We start from the raw sequence: 14,946 nt of genomic DNA, 5'->3' as shown, positions 1-14,946 counted from the left end.
TGTGATCTACCCGTCAAGTGGGACAGCGGGCAGGAAATGCCGCCGTTGCCCGCCGCCACCGGGCCGGGTGTGCCGTCTGACGGGGTTCCCGGACCCGTGACGGTCGGCCGTACGCGCTACGTCAGTGTCGCTTCAGTACGCCGATCAGGCTCGTGAGGCTGTTCTGGCCGTGGCCGGCGGTGACGCCCTGGCGGAAGATCTTCAGGACGGCGGCCGGGAGCGAGCCGTCCACGCCGGACGCCTGCGTGGTGCGCAGCACGTGTTCCATGCTCGCCACACCCATGGAGATCCGGTCGACGTCCCCCTCGTGGTTGCCCGCGGTGATCCGGGGCGCGTAGAACTCCAGGAAGTAGCGGAGGTCCATGAACTTCACCGCGTGCGGCAGGAAATCCTCGGCCGGGATCCCGTTGGCCTCCGCCACCGCCTGGCCGTGCAGGTAGCCGGTCAGCGCCGTCCAGAACATGTCGATCCCGATCTGGTAGTACAGCGCCGCCAGCCCGTGGTCCTCGCCGAGGTATTCGATCCCGGTCAGCACCTCAAGAGCAGGCCTGTGCGCCTCGATCACGTCCTTGGGGCCGCTGTAATACGTCATGGCGTCCGGCGTGCCGATGCCCGGAGGCGGCACCTGCACGCCGCCGGTGAGCTGTACGGCCCCGCGCTCGGCCAGCCACGCGGCCGCCTGACGTGCCCTTTCCGGAGTGTCGGAGGTGAGGTTGGCCAGGGTGCGGCCGGCCAGGGCGGTCTCCGGGGCCTGGGCCAGGACGGCGTCCATCGCGTCGTAGTCGGTCAGGCTCAGCACCACCAGCTCGTTGGCGGTGAGCGCCGCCTCGACGGATTCCGCCCTCCTCGCCCCCCGCGCCACCAGCTCGTCCGCCCTGGCCGGCGTGCGGTTCCACACGGTCACCTCGTAGCCGCTGCCGAGGTAGGCGCCGGCCATGGCCTGCCCCATGGGGCCCAATCCGATCACGGTCACGGACTTCATCCAGCTCTCCTCATCACTAGAACGAACGCTCTATCTAGAGCGTAACGGTAGCACGCGACTAGAACGAACGCTCTACCAAGTACGATGAGAGCCATGCGGACCCAGCACGAGATCGGCACCCGGGAGCGGATCATCCGGACGACCTCCCGCCTGATGCAGCGGCAGGGATACGAGGCGACGGGCCTCAAGCAGATCTCCCAGGAGGCCCAGGCCACACTGGGCTCGGTCTACCACTTCTTCCCCGGCGGGAAGCGGGAGCTGGCGGTCGAGGCGGTCCGCCACGGGGACCGGGACTTCGCGGAGTTCCTGCGCGCGGCCTTCGACCAGGAGGACGATCCGGCCGCGGCGGTTCTCGCCTGCACCCGCGAACTGGCCAGGGGGCTGCGCGAGTCCGGCTGGCTGGACGGCTGTCCTGTCACCACCACGGCGTCGGAGAGCGTGGGCCGGGTGCCCGAGATCCAGCAGGCCGCGGAGGAGGCCTACGAGAACTGGCGCGCGCTGGTCCGCGACAAGCTCAGACGCTCCGGCTTCGCCGACGAGGTGGCGCACGACCTCGCCCACAGCGTGATCAACCTGCTGGAGGGCGCGGAGCTGTCGGCGCAGCTGTCTCAGCGCGAGGCGCCACTGGAGATCGCCGGCAGGCACCTCGCACGGCTCATCGACTCCTACCGGTGAGCCGGACCGCCCCGGCCGGGTCGTCGGGGCGCGGCGTCGGCGGAGGCGCCGTCCGGCCCGCCCCCGTCGGGCTCACGACTGTCGCGCCGGCTTCCTGAGCACCTCGGTGAGGGCCGAGATGCTGTGGTCGCCGTGGCCTGCCTCGGCCGCCCGCCTCACCAGCTCGTACAGGGGGGCCAGCCAGGCCGTGTCGACGCCCGTCTCCCTGGCCAGGTCCGCGTCGTGGGCCTCTCCGGCGAGGAAGAGGTTCACGGAGGAGGCGGCGTCGGTGTAGTCGCCGCTGTCGATCTCCTCGGCGTAGGTCGGCAGCAGGGACGTGATCATGTCCAGCCACTTGCCGGCGAACCGCACCATGGAGGCCGCCTCGAGCCCGCGTGCCTGGACGGCGGCGGCGCCCTGGAAGAAGCCGACGAGCGCGGGCAGCAGCATGGCGCCCACCGCCATCTCGTACAGGGCGGCGAGGTCGCTCTCGTCGCCGAGGTGGACGGTGTCGCCGCCCAGCACCTTCAGGGCCGTCTCGAACTCGTCGAAGACCGTCTTGTCGCCGCTGTAGTAGAGCAGGGTGTCGGGCAACCCCACGGCCGAGGGCACGTTCTTGACCGCCCCGGCCAGGGACCGGGCGCCATGACAGATGGCCCAGGCGGCCGTCTCACGGGCGCCGGCCGGGGAACCGCTGTTCAGGGTGACCAGAGCCCGCCCGCGCAGTGACGTGGTGGCGGGCAGCAGCGCCGACCGGGTGTCGTCGAAGGAGGTCAGGCAGGTGATGATCAGGGGGCTCGCCGCCACCGCGTCCTCGATGGCCTCCGCATGCTCGGCGCCCATGGCGACGAGGGGTGCGGCCTTGGCGGCGGTCCTGTTCCAGACGGTGGTCGGGTGCCCGGCCTTGATGAAGGCCTCGGCCAGTGCCCTGCCCATCGAGCCCAGGCCGATGACGGTCACCGGTGTCGCGTTCTTCTCGGTCATATGAATACTCCAGCCACAGAGATAGGGACAAGGATGCGAGCGCGCTGCCTTGGAGACCCGTCGTGGTCGTGGCGCGGCGTCTGGTCCATGCTGGCTGGATCACTGAAATTTCTACAAGTACCTACAATTTTGCCGGGTACTGATAGAAATGTAAGTATAGGTCGATGAAGGAGACCAAGAAACGGACATTCACCTGCGGTCTCGACGCTGCCATCGCCGTCATGGGAGGCAAGTGGAAGGGACTGATCCTGTTCGCGCTCCAGGACGGCCCCTTGCGCTTCGGGGAGTTGCGGCGCGCGGTCCCCGGCATCAGCGAGCGGGTGCTGATCCTGCAGCTGCGGGAGATGGAGACCACCGGACTGCTGCATCGCGAGGTGTATCACCAGGTCCCACCGAAGGTGGAATACTCGCTCACCGAGTTCGGTCATTCGCTCAACACCGCGATGGCGCCGCTCGGGGAGTGGGGCGAGGAGCACATCGGGCGCATCGAAGCCATCCTCTGGGACCAGGTCGGGTGAACCGGCGCGGCGGCCCGGGGAGTCGATGTGGTCGTACCGGGGCGGTGACGGCCGGGCGCGCAGGTCGCCGGTGACACGGGAACCCCTGTTCACGTAGCCGTTCTACCGCGGCGTCCGGGTGCGGGGTGGTCCAGCTGCGTGGAGCAGCTCGTCGGCGCGCTCGAGCAGTGCGCGGTGTTCGGCTCCGGGACGGAGGGCGGCGGCGGCCTGCCGGAACAGGGCGGCGGCCCGGGCGCGGTCGCCGTGGCGGGCCGTGAGGTCGGCCTCCGCGGCGACGGCCAGCGGGTAGCCGTCCAGCGCGCCGCCGGCGCGGGCCCGGGCGAGCAGGGCCAGCCCGGCCGCCGGCCCGTGCGCGTAGCCGTGCGCCACGGCACGGTTCAGTTCGATCACCGGTGAGGGCTGGATCCGGGCGAGCCGGTCGTACCACGTGGCGATCGCCGGCCAGTCGGTGGTGTCGGCGGAGGCGGCGGTGGCGTGGCAGGCGGCGATCCGGGCCTGCAGCGCGTACGGGCCGTCCTGCGGCGTCCCGGCGAGGACGCGCAGGCCCTCGGCGATCGCGGCGTGGTCCCAGCGGAGCCGGTCCTGCCTGTCCAGCCCGCGCGATGTCGGAGGTGGGCACCCCGCCGACCGTCCGCAGGGTCAGCGCCACGCCGAAGGCACCCCGGTCACGTCGTCAGCCGTCCAGGTCGACCAGCGGGCGCAGCTCCAGCCGTCCCCTTCGGGCCATCGGGTGGGCGCGGGCCACCTCGATCGTCTCGTCCAGATCGGCGCACTCCAGCAGGTCGTAGCCCACGATCACCTCCGACGAACCGGCGGCCCGGTTCCGGACGCAGTCACGTCCGAAATATTCCAGGTCCTCAACCGGTCGAGCGGTCATCCGTATCAGCGGTCGAGGACGGGCCCGCCGAAGAGGTGAACGGGCTGCCCGGGAGCATCGGAGGCGGGACGCCGCGGCCCGCGGAAGGTCCCCGACGGTGCGCCACCGCCGGTGCGGGGCCGGAGCGCGATCACCACTTTGCAGGCCTTCCCTCCGCCCGGCCCGCCCGCCGGCGTCCCGGCGGTCGGCCGTGCCCGCGCGGGCCCGGCCGCCGGACACCCCGTGCGTCCTGCTCACGCCCCTGACCGCCGTCTCGGGGACCGGCGGCTGCGGCCCCGGGGAGACCCGGCGGCCGATGTGCAATGCTGCACTTTATCGGCCTTTTTTGAGCATGTCTACGCTCTTGACAGGGGAGTTCCCGCTCGATTTACTCCGATGCACGCCAGGTCGAGCACCCGGCGTCAGAGGTACGCCTAGCCGGTATGTGGCCCCCGCCATGAGCCCGGACTAAGTCGCCAGGATCGCCGTCGGCGTCCGAGGCGGGGACGTACCCTCTATTATCTGGAGCCGACGATGAGAACGAATCGTCACCCCATCCGTGGATCTCTCGGCGCCGCCGTGGCCCTCACCGCCGCGTTGACCGCACCGCTCCTCGCCCCGCCCGCCGCTTCGGCCGGCACGGTCGCGCCTCCCCCCGCGCACGCCGGGTTCGACTACCAGATCGGCGGCGCCTACACCCCGCCCTCAGGGGTCAAGGTGGTCAGCCGCGACCGCGGGGCGAGCCCGGCGGCCGGCCTGTACAACATCTGCTACGTCAACGCCTTCCAGGTCCAGACCGGCGCCGAGGGCGAGTGGGACGCCGACCTGCTGCTGCGCGACGCCAACGGTGACGTGGTGGTCGACGAGGACTGGGACGAGGTGCTGCTGGACCTGCGTACCGCGGCCAAACGGCAGCGTATCGCCGCGAAGGTGAACGGCTGGATGGACGGCTGCAAGGCCAAGGGGTTCCAGGCGGTCGAGCCCGACAACTACGACAGCTATGACCGTTCGCGCGGCCTGGTGAGCAAGGCCGACGCCCAGGCGTACATCCGCCTGCTCTCCTCGCACGCCCATGCCCGGGGCCTGGCGATCGCCCAGAAGAACACGGTGGAACTGGCCGGTGCGCGCCGGCGGAACGGGCTGGACTTCGCGATCGCGGAGGAGTGCGGCGCCTACCGCGAATGCGGGGACTACACCGCGGCGTTCGGCGACGACGTGATCGTGATCGAGTACACCGCGCGGGGCCTGTCGACGGCCTGCTCGGGCTGGGGCGGCCGGCTGAGCATCGTCCGGCGCGACGTGGACGTCTCTCCCCGGGGGAGCGGCGGATACGTCCGGCAGACCTGCCCGTAGCGTCAGATTCCACTGTTATCACGGAGGTACGGATGGACACGATCCATCGCGCCGCCCCCCTGCCCTCCCGTCGCGAAGTCCTGCGCGGCGCACGCGCCCTGGCCCTGTCGGCGGTCGGGAGCATGGCCGCGGCAGGGTGCGCCGAGGGCGCTGACGGCGGCGTCGGCGCCGATGGGCGGGTCACGATCGAACTGTGGCACGGGCAGACCGACACGGGCAGGAAGGCCATCGAACATCTGGTGGCCGACTTCCAGCGCACGCATCCCGGCATCCGGGTCGACATGGGCGGGGGAGTGCTGGCCGACGCGATGCTGCAGAAGGTCACCGCCGCGCTCGCGTCAGGCTCCTATCCCGACATCGCCTACATCTTCGGATCGGACCTGGCGAGCATCGCGCGCAGTCCGCAGGTGGTGGACCTGACCGGCACCGTCGGCGCCGGCGCCACGCCGTGGCACGACTACTGGGCGCCGGCACGGGCGGCCGTCACCATCAACGGCCAGGTCCGGGCCACTCCCGCGGTCGTCGACTCGCTGGCAGTGGTCTGCAACAAGAAGCTGTTCCGCGAGGCCGGGCTGCCCCTGCCGCAGCCGGGCTGGAGGTGGCGGGAGTTCGTCGAGACGGCCCGGCGGCTCACCGACGCCGGACGCGGCACGTTCGGCACGGGATGGCCGGGCGTGGGCGACGAGGACACGGTGTGGCGGCTGTGGCCGCTGGTGTGGGACCTGGGCGGCGACGTGATCGCCCGCGACGGGCGCGGCATCGGGTTCGCCGGCGTGGGCGTCCAGGCCCTGCAGGTGGTGGAGGCGCTCGCGCAGGCGTCGAGCGTCTACATCGATCCCCAGCCCGGCAGCGAGAAGATGTACCAGGTGTTCGCGTCCGGCCGGATGGGGATGGTGATCACCGGCCCGTGGCAGCTGCCCGACATCGAGGAAGCCGGGATCGACTACCACGTGGTGCCGCTGCCCAGCTTCAGCGGCCGGCCGATGACGATCTCGGGGCCCGACACGTGGACCATGTTCGACAACGGCGGCCCGCGTGTCCGGGCGGCCCGCACCTTCCTGAGCTGGCTGATGCAGCCCGCTCAGGACGTGCGCTGGGACGTCGAGGCGGGCAGCCTGCCGCTGAGCAGACCCACCCAGGCACTGCCCGCCTGGCGGGACCACTCCGCCCGGACCGAGGGTCTCGAGGTGTTCACCCGGGCACTGGAGTCGGCGCGGGCACGGCCGGCGCACCCGGCCTACCCGAAGGTCTCGCAGGCGCTCGGGCAGGCCGTCGTCGCCGTGCTGCTGCGCAGGAGCACCCCCTCCGAAGCGCTCCGCAGCTGCGCCGACGAGGCCGATGCCGCCCTGCTCATACCGCGTTGAGGAGTTCTTCCATGCCAGGTCCCCCCACACCGTTCACCCTCTCCGAGCACGAACTGCGTCAGCGTGCCCTGCGCCGGGCACGCCGCCGGGAGTCGAGGACCGCCTGGGCGTTCGTCTCCCCCTCCATCCTGGTCATCCTCGGGCTCAGCGTGGTGCCCGTGATCTGGTCGCTGCTGCTGTCCTTCCGGGCCGACGACCTGGTCACGCCGGGCCGCTGGGTGGGGCTGGACAACTACTACGCGCTGAGCAGGGATCCGAACTTCGGCCAGGCCGTACGTAACACGCTGACCTACACGGCGCTGTACGTCCCGCTCAGCATCGTCCTGGGGCTGGCGCTCGCCCTCGTCCTGAACCGGCGCATCAGGCTGGTCGGCCTGTACCGCACGCTGATCTTCGTGCCGTTCGTCGTCTCGGCCACGGCGCAGGGCACGCTGTTCGCCTTCATCCTCGACCCGCAGTTCGGCGCGGCCAACTCGGTGCTGCACGCGCTCGGCGTCTCCCCGCAGGGCTTCTTCACCGACCCCGCCCAGGCGCTGTTCCTCCTGGTGGCCATCACGTTGTGGAGCGGCCTGGGGTTCTGCGTGGTGGTGTATCTCGCGGCCCTCCAGGACGTGCCGCGGCCCCTGATCGAGGCGGCGCGGCTGGACGGCGCCGGGCGGTGGCACCTGCTGCGCCACGTCACCCTGCCCACGCTCACCCCGGTCAGCGTGTTCCTGGTGCTGTGGCAGACCATCAACGCCCTGCAGGTCTTCGACCTGGTGTATGTGACGACCAAGGGCGGCCCGCTGGGCGCGACCACCCTGATCGTCTACTTCATCTGGGAGCAGGCGTTCAAGAACTTCACCGCCGGCTACGGCGCCGCGGCCGCCTACGTCCTCGCCGTGGCCCTGTTCGTGATCGCCGCCGGCCTGCGCGTGGCCCGGGGGCGCGAGAGCCGGCGTCTCGAAGGAGCGACCCGATGACGGCGACCGTGACCACCCCTCGACAGGCCGCGCAGGCCGATGTGTCCCGGCGGGGCCGCGCGCGGCTGCCGTTCAGCGCCTGGCACCTGCTGCTCGCCCCGCTCGCGCTGATCTTCGCGATCCCGCTGGTCTGGCTGCTGCTCAGCTCCGTGATGAGCAACGCTGAGATCAACCGGTTCCCTCCGGCGCTCTGGCCCTCCCGCGTCGACCTGGGGGGATACCGGTACGTCCTGGGCAACGCCCTGTTCCCCCGCTGGTTCGCCAACTCGCTGATCGTCTCCACCGTCGCGGTCGCGTCCAACCTGCTGTTCGGCGCGTTCGGCGGCTACGCCTTCGCCCGCATGCGATTCTCCGGCTCCCGGAGCCTGCTGGTGCTGATGCTGGCCACGATGGCCATCCCCTTCCAGCTGACGATGATCCCGACGTTCCTCGTCATGAAGCGCCTGGGACTCATCGACACGCTGGGCGCGCTGATCGTGCCCTCGCTGGTCACGCCGTTCGCGGTGTTCCTCCTGCGGCAGTTCTTCCTCTCCCTGCCCAGGGAGCTGGAGGAAGCCGCCTGGATCGACGGGTGTTCGCGGCTGCGGGTGCTGTTCCGCGTCGTGCTGCCGCTGTCGCGTCCCGCGCTGAGCACCGTGGCGATCCTGACGTTCCTGTCGACCTGGAACGACCTGACCTGGCCGCTGATCGCCATCAACCACGACAACCAGTACACCCTGCAACTGGGGCTGGCGACCTTCCAGGGGCAGCACCACACCCAGTGGGCAGCGGTCATGGCCGGCAACGTGATCACGGTCCTGCCGGTGCTGCTCGCCTTCGTCGGCGCGCAGAAGGCGTTCATCCAGTCCATCACCTCCAGCGGCCTCAAGGGCTGACTGCCGACCGACCTACGGATACCGATGCCGCACACTTTCGACCTGCTCGTCATCGGGGACGCCAACCCCGACGTCATCCTCGGCCCGCTGGAGGCTCCGCTCGCCTTCCACCAGCGTGAACAGCTCGTCGGCGCCGGCGCGCTCACCCTCGGCGGGTCCGCCGCGATCATGGCCTGCGGCGCCGCGCGCCTCGGCCTCAAGGTCGCCTTCGCCGGGCGGGTCGGCGACGACGACGCCGGCCGCTACGTCCGCGACGCCCTGACCGCCCGTGGAGTCGACACCCGGGCCCTGCGCCTGGATCCGGAGCTGCCCACCCCCCTCACCGTGGTGGTGACCCGGGGGGACGACCGCGCGATCCTCACCGCCCCCGGCACCCTGGCGGCCACCACCGGCGACGACGTCCCCGAGTCGTTGCTCGCCGGCAGCAGGCACGTGCACGCCGCCTCCTACTTCCTGATGCCCGCACTCGCGCGGGCGCTGCCGGTCCTGCTGCGCACCGCGCGCGCCCACGGCGCCACGACCTCGCTCGACACCAACGACGACCCGGCCGGCGAATGGGACCCTCTCGGCCTGCCCGCCGTCCTCGCCGAAACCGACATCCTGCTCCCCAACGCCCACGAGGCCCTCCACCTCGCCGGGCCCGCCGCGGACTCGCCGGAGGCGGCAGCCGCCCTCCTGGCCGCGCGCGGACCGCTGGTGGCCGTCAAGAACGGCGCCGAGGGCGCCCTCTGCCACGACGGCCGCACCCTCACCACCACCGGCGGCGTCACCGTGACGCCCGCCGACACCGTCGGCGCCGGAGACAGCTTCGACGCCGGCTTCGTCGCCGCGCTCCTCGCCGGCCTGCCCCCCGCCGACGCCCTCGACGTCGCCGCCGCCTGCGGAGCCCTGTCCACCCGTGCCCACGGCGGCACCACTGCCCAGGCCACCTGGGACGAGGCCGTCTCGCACGTCACCCGTACCGGAAAGAACCTGTCATGAGCACTCCCAAGATCGCGTTCATCGGCGCCGGGAGCGTCGTCTTCACCCAGGGTCTGCTCGCGGATCTGTTCGCCTTCGCCGAACTGAAGGACATCCACGTCGCCCTGCACGACATCGACGCCGAACGCCTGGCCACCGCCGAGCAGGCCGCCCGGCACATCGCCGCCCACTGCGGGGCCCGCCCCCGCGTCACCGCCCACGCCGACAGGCGGGCGGCGCTCGACGGGGCCGACTTCGTCATCAACATCGTCCAGGTCGGCATGGGCGAGGCGACCCGCACCGACTTCGACGTCCCCGCCCGGTACGGCCTGCGCCAGACCATCGGCGACACCCTCGGCGTCGGCGGCATCTTCCGCGCGCTGCGCACCTTTCCCCTGCTGAGTTCCCTGGGCGAGGACATCGCCGCGCTCTGCCCTCAGGCGTGGCTGCTCAACTACACCAACCCGATGGCGATGAACGTCCAGTACCTCGCCCAGGCCACCGGGCTGACGCGGGTGGTCGGCCTGTGCCATTCGGTGTACTGGACGATGCGCGACCTGTCCGATCTCCTGAACGTCCCCTACGAGGAGGTGACCTACCGAGCGGCGGGCGTCAACCACCAGGCGTGGGTGCTGCGGTTCGAACACGACGGCGCCGACCTCTATCCCCGCCTGGACGCCATGATCGAGGCCGACGGGCAGCTGCGGCGCCGGGTCCGCGTCGACATGTACCGGCGCCTCGGCTACTACCCGACCGAGACCAGCGAGCACTCCTCCGAGTACGTGCCCTGGTACCTGCGCCACGACAGCGAGATCGAGCGGCTGCGGCTGCCCGTGGGCGCCTACCTGGGCATCGTCGAGCAGAACGTGGCCGCCTACGAGAAGACGCGTGACGCCCTGGCCGCCGGGGACCCGCTGCCGGTGGAGGGGACCATGGAGTACGCCCCCCAGATCATCCACAGCATGACCACGGGCACGCCCCGCACCGTCTACGGCAACGTCCCCAACCACGGTCTGATCGACAACCTTCCGGCGCACGGCGTGGTCGAGGTGCCCTGCCTGGTCGACGCGCTGGGCGTACAGCCCACCCGGGTCGGCGCGCTGCCCGCCCAGCTGGCCGCGCTCAACCGGACCTACCTGAGCGTCAACGACCTCGTCGTACGGGCCGCCGTGGAAGACGAGCCGCGCCACATCCGCCACGCCGCCATGACAGACCCGGCGACCGCCGCGACACTGACGGTCGAACGCATCTGGGAGCTGTGCGACGACATGGTGCGGGCCCACGCCGGCCGCCTGCAGCCCTCGCTGCGTGCCACCCTCGGCACCTGAACGGCCCGGCCGCGAGCACCGCCCGCGCGGCGCGTCCGTCCCGGCGCCGGCGGGCGGTCTCCATGGATACCTCGGGATCCGGAAAACCAGAGACCCTCTCTAGAGGATCTCTCTGGATTTCTCTAGACTCCCGGCCATGGACAACGCGGAGACGCACCATTCGGCCCCTGCCCGGATGGCCGTGGTGACAGGTGGCAACCGTGGCATCGGATACGCCGTCGCGGCACGGCTGCTTCAGGGCGGGTGCGACGTGGTGCTGGTCGCGCGTGACAGACAGCGGGGGGAGGCCGCGCGGGTGTCGCTCGCCGGGTCCGGCGGGACCCGGGTGCGCCTCGTCGTCGGCGACCTGTCCAGCGTCCGCAGGGCGCGCGCGGTCGCCGAGGCGCTCAGCGAGACCTGCCCGCGCATCGATGTGCTGGTCCACAACGCCGGTCTGTGGCCGAGCCGGCGGGTGCTGGACGAGGACGGGCTGGAGCAGGCATTCGTCACCAACCATCTCGCGCCGTTCCTGCTCAACCACGAGCTGGAGCCGTTGCTGACCGCCTCCGGGGCACGGGTCGTGCAGGTCAGCGCCGGGCTGTACGTCAAGGGGCAGGCCGACCCGGAGCGCACCCCCACCGGCCTGGACTTCCACCCGATGCGGACCTACGCCGACACCAAGCTGTGCAACCTGCTGCTGGTGCCGCGGTACGCCGAACGGTGGAAGGATGCCGGGGTGACCATCAACGCCGTCCACCCCGGAGTGATCCGCACCGGGCTGGGGGACCGCGGCGGGCCCCTGGGCTACCTGCTCAAGGCGGTGAAACTGCTGTGGAAGAGTCCGGACGTGGGCGCCCGGCCCGTCGCCAGGCTCGCGCTGGACGCGGAGGTGGCGGGGCTGACCGGCCGTTACTTCCACATCGAGGCCGAGCAGCCGCCGGCCCCGGTCGCCGCCGACGCCGCGCTCGCCGACCGGCTCTGGACGCAGGCGCTGGAGCTCACCGGCCTTGAGCGGACCCCGCCGCCGGTCCGGCGCGATGTCACCTAAGCAGCGGCGAGGCGAGGCGACCGCCGACAGGGTCCTGGCGGCGGCGCTCGATCTCTACGCGGCCGAGGGGCCCGGCGGGCTGACCATGACCGCGTTGATCGCCGCGACCGGTGTCAGCAGCGGCAGCCTCTACCACCACTTCGGCAGTTTCGACGGACTCGCCGCGGCCCTCTACAGCCACTGCATGTCCGAACTGCTCGACACGCTCGTCGCCGCGCTCGAGCGCTCCAGGACGGCCCGCACCGGCGTGCGGGCCTTCGTCGGAGCGTATCTGCGGTTCGTCCAGGACAACCGGGCGGCGGCGCACTTCATCCACGCCTCGTCCTACGCCGGCTTCCTGCCGGCCCACGCGGGGCGCATCGCGGAGGCGAAGGCGCCCAGGATGCGCCGGATCGCCGACTGGCTCCGCCCCCACGTGGAGGCCGGGCATGTCATCGCCCTGCCCGACCCCCTCACCGAGATGCTCGTGATCGGCCCCGTGGCGGAGATCTCCCGCCGCTGGCTGGCCGGAGCGCCCGACGTCGACCTGGCGGTCGCGGCGCGCCTGCTGCCCGAACGCATCTGGCAGTCGGTCCGCGGCGAACGTCCCCTGCCTGCCGGCACGGACCTGTGACCCGCCTTCCCGGATGAGCGGACCGGGCCGCCACGGGGGCGGCCGGCAGGGGCCGACGGCTTGGGCGTGCCGGCAGGGGCGCGGGCCGCGCTGGGCGCCGGTCCCGCGGCGGCCCGCGCGGGTCTCACGACACGCGGACGTCGTCGACGGCCCAGTACCAGTTGTTGGCGGCGTCGAAGTATCGGAAGCGGACGGCCATCGTGGTGGCGCCGGGCGGTACGGTGACGGCCAGCGCCTCCACCGTGGAGACCGCTTCGGAGCCGTAGGCCTTCACGGTGGTGAACGCGCCGCCGTCGAAGGAGACCTGGACGTGCGCCTTCTGGTTGCCCTCCGGCCGGTAGAGGGTGGTGTAGTTGATCACGGCCGAGGTGCGGCCGGCGACGTCGTAGGCAGGTGAGATCAGGCTGGAGGCGTAGGTGCCAGCGCCATGGGAGCGGTCGTCCCACTCGTCGGAGTCGGCGACGGCGAAGACGCCGCGGCCGCGGACGAACAGCTCGCGCCATTGGTCACGCTCGGCGCGCGACCAGAACTCGTCGGTGGTGAAGGACCAGCCGCGCCACTCCTCCACGCCACCGGAGGGCAGAGCGGTGCTGTCGACGGCCCAGCCGGCCGGCGGGAGGTGGGTGAAGCCGGTCACCCCGGCCGGGATGCCGGTCTCGTGGACGCGGGGCGACAGGGCCACGGTCTCGAACGGGTCGGCCGAGCGGACCGTGACGGACGTGCCGTCCAGGCCGGCCGGGCGCGGCAGGCCGAGCCGGGCGAAGACGGTGGCGGCGACGTCGACCAGGCGGGTGTCGGCCGGTCTGGCCCCCGCCGGGATGCCGGGGCCGCTGGCCAGTACGAAGGTGCGGCGCTCCTCGATGGTGGAGCCGCCGTGGCCGCCGATGCCGGTGTGGCCGTGGTCGGTGGCGACCACGACGGTCCACCGCTCGCTCGCGTAGGTCGGCCGGGCGCGCACCGCGCTCAGGAGGCGGCCGATCTGGGCGTCGTTGGCCTTGACGGCGTTCAGGTAGGCCTGGCTGCCGGCGCCGCTGTTGTGCCCGGCGATGTCGATCTGGCCCAGGTAGACGAAGGCGATGTCGGGATTGCGGTCGCGCAGGACCTGCTCGGAGACCTGTGTGATCCGCTCGTCCTCGGCCGGGTAGCCGGCGCTGTCGCCGTCGAGTACGACCCGGGCGTCGATGCCCGCGCCGAAGGTGCCCTGCTCGCCCAGGGGCTTCCAGTCGACGGCGGCGTAGGTCGAGTAGGCCGGGTTGACCCCCTCGATCCGGGTCAGGAAGTCGGGGTAGAGGTCGTAGCGCTTGCCGGTGAAGCTGTTGTCCTTGACCTTGTGCCTGTCCGGCCAGACACCGGTGGCGATCGTGGACCAGCCGGGGCCGCTGGAGGTGGCGGCCATCGGGTTGGTGTACAGGAGGCTGGTGCCGAGCGTGCCGCCGGAGATCAGCGCGTCGAGGTTGGGGGCGTCGGCGGGGGCGATCCGGTCGTGGCGCAGGCCGTCCAGGCCGATGACCAGGACTTTGTCGGTGCTGATGCCGCTGGGTACGGCCGGGACCGGCACCGGGGCGGCGGCCGCTGTCCGGCTGTTCAGGATCTTGTGCTCGGCCGGGGGGCCGGAGTCGGGGTCGGCGGCGGCCGCCGTCAGGGGGATCAGCGCGATGATCACGGTCAGGGCGATGCGTAATCGCATGGACGTCCTCCTCGCTCGTGCCGGTTGTCCGGCTCCTGGGCGAGGATCTCCGCTGGGGGTGATCCGGTAAAGACCCGGGGGCAACAGCTTCGCCACGGGTCATCGCGTTTTTCGATGACCGCCACAGCCGGCCGCCGACTCCGGCGAGGCGGCCCGGATCCGGGGACTGTCCTGGGGATCAGCCGTCCCGTACCGGGATAATGCGTCCGGTGCGTCTGTGGACAGTCCAGCATCGAGCGGTTCTCGGACCGCTGGAGGACATCGGTGAACTGGTCGGGGACTGGGCCAGGGTGATGAGCCCCTCATTCCGTCCTGCCTACGAGGAGATGGTGGCGGAGATGGCGCGGCGCGGCATCGACTGCGCAGGCCGGCCGCCGCTGTGGGCATGGCCGGGACCGGACACCCGCGATGACCGGGTGGCGTTGACGGCCGAAATGCTCCTCAACCCTGAGGGGCCGGAGGAGTACGACCGCTACGTCGTCCTTGACCTGGATGTGCCCGACGAGTCCGTGGTGCTCAGCTCGTACGGGCGCTGGAACGACTTCCTGGAAGCGGTCTTCATGGGCGGGAGTCCGCCGAGCATGGACTGGTCGATCGACCAGGACGAGCTCGACGGACCGACCTACGCCCGCGTCCAGGCGTGCTTTCCGCGCCTGGCGGGCCCGTGGGTGCTGGGTGTCCGCCCGTTGGAGCCGTCGTCGGATGAGCCTGAGGAAGCGCCGTGCGTGGTCGAGGCCGGTGAATAGGCCATGCGTGGTCGAAGCCGTGAATAGGCCGTGCGCG

At 71.5% G+C, this 14,946-nt stretch carries 16 protein-coding genes; 11 read left to right on the top strand and 5 right to left on the bottom strand.

Annotated elements, in window-relative coordinates; translation table 11 throughout:
* Positions 1 to 121: 121 nt before the first annotated feature.
* Positions 122 to 982 (bottom strand): NAD(P)-dependent oxidoreductase, encoded by an 861-nt coding sequence (locus J2S55_RS43810; RefSeq protein WP_306873679.1) that lies wholly within the window; start codon positions 980 to 982, stop codon positions 122 to 124.
* A gap of 93 nt (positions 983 to 1,075) precedes the next feature.
* Between J2S55_RS43810 and J2S55_RS43805 the strand changes: the two genes are divergently transcribed.
* The gene (locus J2S55_RS43805) at positions 1,076 to 1,657 is read left to right on the top strand and encodes a TetR/AcrR family transcriptional regulator (RefSeq protein WP_306873676.1); all 582 of its coding nucleotides are present in this window, start codon (positions 1,076 to 1,078) and stop codon (positions 1,655 to 1,657) included.
* A 72-nt stretch (positions 1,658 to 1,729) separates the two neighbouring features.
* Here J2S55_RS43805 and J2S55_RS43800 read toward each other — a convergent pair whose 3' ends face one another.
* Positions 1,730 to 2,620 carry an NAD(P)-dependent oxidoreductase gene (locus tag J2S55_RS43800; protein ID WP_306873673.1) on the bottom strand — a complete coding sequence of 297 codons (891 nt, stop codon included), beginning with the start codon at positions 2,618 to 2,620 and terminating at the stop codon, positions 1,730 to 1,732.
* Positions 2,621 to 2,784: 164 nt separating this feature from the next.
* On the opposite strand from J2S55_RS43800, the gene J2S55_RS43795 reads away from it, so the two are divergent.
* Positions 2,785 to 3,138: a winged helix-turn-helix transcriptional regulator gene (locus J2S55_RS43795; RefSeq protein WP_306873671.1), complete on the top strand. Its 354-nt coding sequence runs from the start codon at positions 2,785 to 2,787 to the stop codon at positions 3,136 to 3,138.
* 102 nt (positions 3,139 to 3,240) lie between these two features.
* Here J2S55_RS43795 and J2S55_RS43790 read toward each other — a convergent pair whose 3' ends face one another.
* Together J2S55_RS43790 and J2S55_RS43785 are read right to left on the bottom strand one after the other, a co-directional pair.
* Positions 3,241 to 3,528, bottom strand: coding sequence for a hypothetical protein (locus tag J2S55_RS43790; protein WP_306873668.1), 288 nt, complete (start codon positions 3,526 to 3,528; stop codon positions 3,241 to 3,243).
* Between the two features lie 283 nt (positions 3,529 to 3,811).
* Positions 3,812 to 4,015, bottom strand: a complete 204-nt coding sequence (locus tag J2S55_RS43785; RefSeq protein WP_306873666.1) for a YciI family protein — start codon at positions 4,013 to 4,015, stop codon at positions 3,812 to 3,814.
* 513 nt (positions 4,016 to 4,528) lie between these two features.
* Here J2S55_RS43785 and J2S55_RS43780 point away from each other — a divergent pair.
* From J2S55_RS43780 to J2S55_RS43745, 8 genes are all read left to right on the top strand, one after another.
* The gene (locus J2S55_RS43780; RefSeq protein ID WP_306873663.1) at positions 4,529 to 5,347 is read left to right on the top strand and encodes an endo alpha-1,4 polygalactosaminidase; all 819 of its coding nucleotides are present in this window, start codon (positions 4,529 to 4,531) and stop codon (positions 5,345 to 5,347) included.
* 32 nt (positions 5,348 to 5,379) lie between these two features.
* On the top strand, positions 5,380 to 6,711 hold the full coding sequence (locus J2S55_RS43775; protein WP_306873660.1) for an extracellular solute-binding protein: 1,332 nt from the start codon (positions 5,380 to 5,382) through the stop codon (positions 6,709 to 6,711).
* Between the two features lie 11 nt (positions 6,712 to 6,722).
* Positions 6,723 to 7,673: a carbohydrate ABC transporter permease gene (locus tag J2S55_RS43770; protein ID WP_306873657.1), complete on the top strand. Its 951-nt coding sequence runs from the start codon at positions 6,723 to 6,725 to the stop codon at positions 7,671 to 7,673.
* Entirely contained in the window at positions 7,670 to 8,548 is an 879-nt protein-coding gene (locus J2S55_RS43765) for a carbohydrate ABC transporter permease (RefSeq protein ID WP_306873653.1), read from the top strand. The genes J2S55_RS43770 and J2S55_RS43765 overlap by 4 nt, the downstream gene beginning before the upstream one ends.
* Before the next feature lie 24 nt (positions 8,549 to 8,572).
* Complete coding sequence (locus J2S55_RS43760; RefSeq protein ID WP_306873650.1) at positions 8,573 to 9,529, top strand: carbohydrate kinase family protein; 957 nt, start codon at positions 8,573 to 8,575, stop codon at positions 9,527 to 9,529.
* Positions 9,526 to 10,836: an alpha-glucosidase/alpha-galactosidase gene (locus tag J2S55_RS43755; protein WP_306873647.1), complete on the top strand. Its 1,311-nt coding sequence runs from the start codon at positions 9,526 to 9,528 to the stop codon at positions 10,834 to 10,836. Before J2S55_RS43760 ends, J2S55_RS43755 begins: the two co-directional genes overlap by 4 nt.
* Positions 10,837 to 10,972: 136 nt before the next feature.
* On the top strand, positions 10,973 to 11,863 hold the full coding sequence (locus J2S55_RS43750; protein ID WP_306873644.1) for an SDR family NAD(P)-dependent oxidoreductase: 891 nt from the start codon (positions 10,973 to 10,975) through the stop codon (positions 11,861 to 11,863).
* The gene (locus J2S55_RS43745; protein ID WP_306873642.1) at positions 11,853 to 12,476 is read left to right on the top strand and encodes a TetR/AcrR family transcriptional regulator; all 624 of its coding nucleotides are present in this window, start codon (positions 11,853 to 11,855) and stop codon (positions 12,474 to 12,476) included. The genes J2S55_RS43750 and J2S55_RS43745 overlap by 11 nt, the downstream gene beginning before the upstream one ends.
* A 124-nt stretch (positions 12,477 to 12,600) precedes the next feature.
* Here the strand turns inward: J2S55_RS43745 and J2S55_RS43740 are convergent, their stop codons facing one another.
* Positions 12,601 to 14,163 (bottom strand): alkaline phosphatase family protein, encoded by a 1,563-nt coding sequence (locus J2S55_RS43740; protein ID WP_306873640.1) that lies wholly within the window; start codon positions 14,161 to 14,163, stop codon positions 12,601 to 12,603.
* A gap of 209 nt (positions 14,164 to 14,372) precedes the next feature.
* Between J2S55_RS43740 and J2S55_RS43735 the strand changes: the two genes are divergently transcribed.
* Complete coding sequence (locus tag J2S55_RS43735; protein WP_306873638.1) at positions 14,373 to 14,909, top strand: DUF3841 domain-containing protein; 537 nt, start codon at positions 14,373 to 14,375, stop codon at positions 14,907 to 14,909.
* Positions 14,910 to 14,946: the final 37 nt, after the last annotated feature.

The sequence above is a fragment of the Streptosporangium brasiliense genome, assembly GCF_030811595.1.
GTDB classification, from domain to species: domain Bacteria; phylum Actinomycetota; class Actinomycetes; order Streptosporangiales; family Streptosporangiaceae; genus Streptosporangium; species Streptosporangium brasiliense.
The sequence above is the reverse complement of the archived record's forward strand: the minus strand, read 5'-3'. Positions and strand labels throughout refer to the sequence as shown.

Coding starts and splice junctions, on each gene's coding strand:
- J2S55_RS43805 (WP_306873676.1), top strand. CDS start 1,076: ATGCGGACCCAGCACGAGATCGGCACCCGGGAGCGGATCATCCGGACG.
- J2S55_RS43765 (WP_306873653.1), top strand. CDS start 7,670: ATGACGGCGACCGTGACCACCCCTCGACAGGCCGCGCAGGCCGATGTG.
- J2S55_RS43810 (WP_306873679.1), bottom strand. CDS start 982: ATGAAGTCCGTGACCGTGATCGGATTGGGCCCCATGGGGCAGGCCATG.
- J2S55_RS43760 (WP_306873650.1), top strand. CDS start 8,573: ATGCCGCACACTTTCGACCTGCTCGTCATCGGGGACGCCAACCCCGAC.
- J2S55_RS43750 (WP_306873644.1), top strand. CDS start 10,973: ATGGACAACGCGGAGACGCACCATTCGGCCCCTGCCCGGATGGCCGTG.
- J2S55_RS43755 (WP_306873647.1), top strand. CDS start 9,526: ATGAGCACTCCCAAGATCGCGTTCATCGGCGCCGGGAGCGTCGTCTTC.
- J2S55_RS43770 (WP_306873657.1), top strand. CDS start 6,723: ATGCCAGGTCCCCCCACACCGTTCACCCTCTCCGAGCACGAACTGCGT.
- J2S55_RS43780 (WP_306873663.1), top strand. CDS start 4,529: ATGAGAACGAATCGTCACCCCATCCGTGGATCTCTCGGCGCCGCCGTG.
- J2S55_RS43775 (WP_306873660.1), top strand. CDS start 5,380: ATGGACACGATCCATCGCGCCGCCCCCCTGCCCTCCCGTCGCGAAGTC.
- J2S55_RS43740 (WP_306873640.1), bottom strand. CDS start 14,163: ATGCGATTACGCATCGCCCTGACCGTGATCATCGCGCTGATCCCCCTG.
- J2S55_RS43785 (WP_306873666.1), bottom strand. CDS start 4,015: ATGACCGCTCGACCGGTTGAGGACCTGGAATATTTCGGACGTGACTGC.
- J2S55_RS43800 (WP_306873673.1), bottom strand. CDS start 2,620: ATGACCGAGAAGAACGCGACACCGGTGACCGTCATCGGCCTGGGCTCG.
- J2S55_RS43745 (WP_306873642.1), top strand. CDS start 11,853: ATGTCACCTAAGCAGCGGCGAGGCGAGGCGACCGCCGACAGGGTCCTG.
- J2S55_RS43795 (WP_306873671.1), top strand. CDS start 2,785: ATGAAGGAGACCAAGAAACGGACATTCACCTGCGGTCTCGACGCTGCC.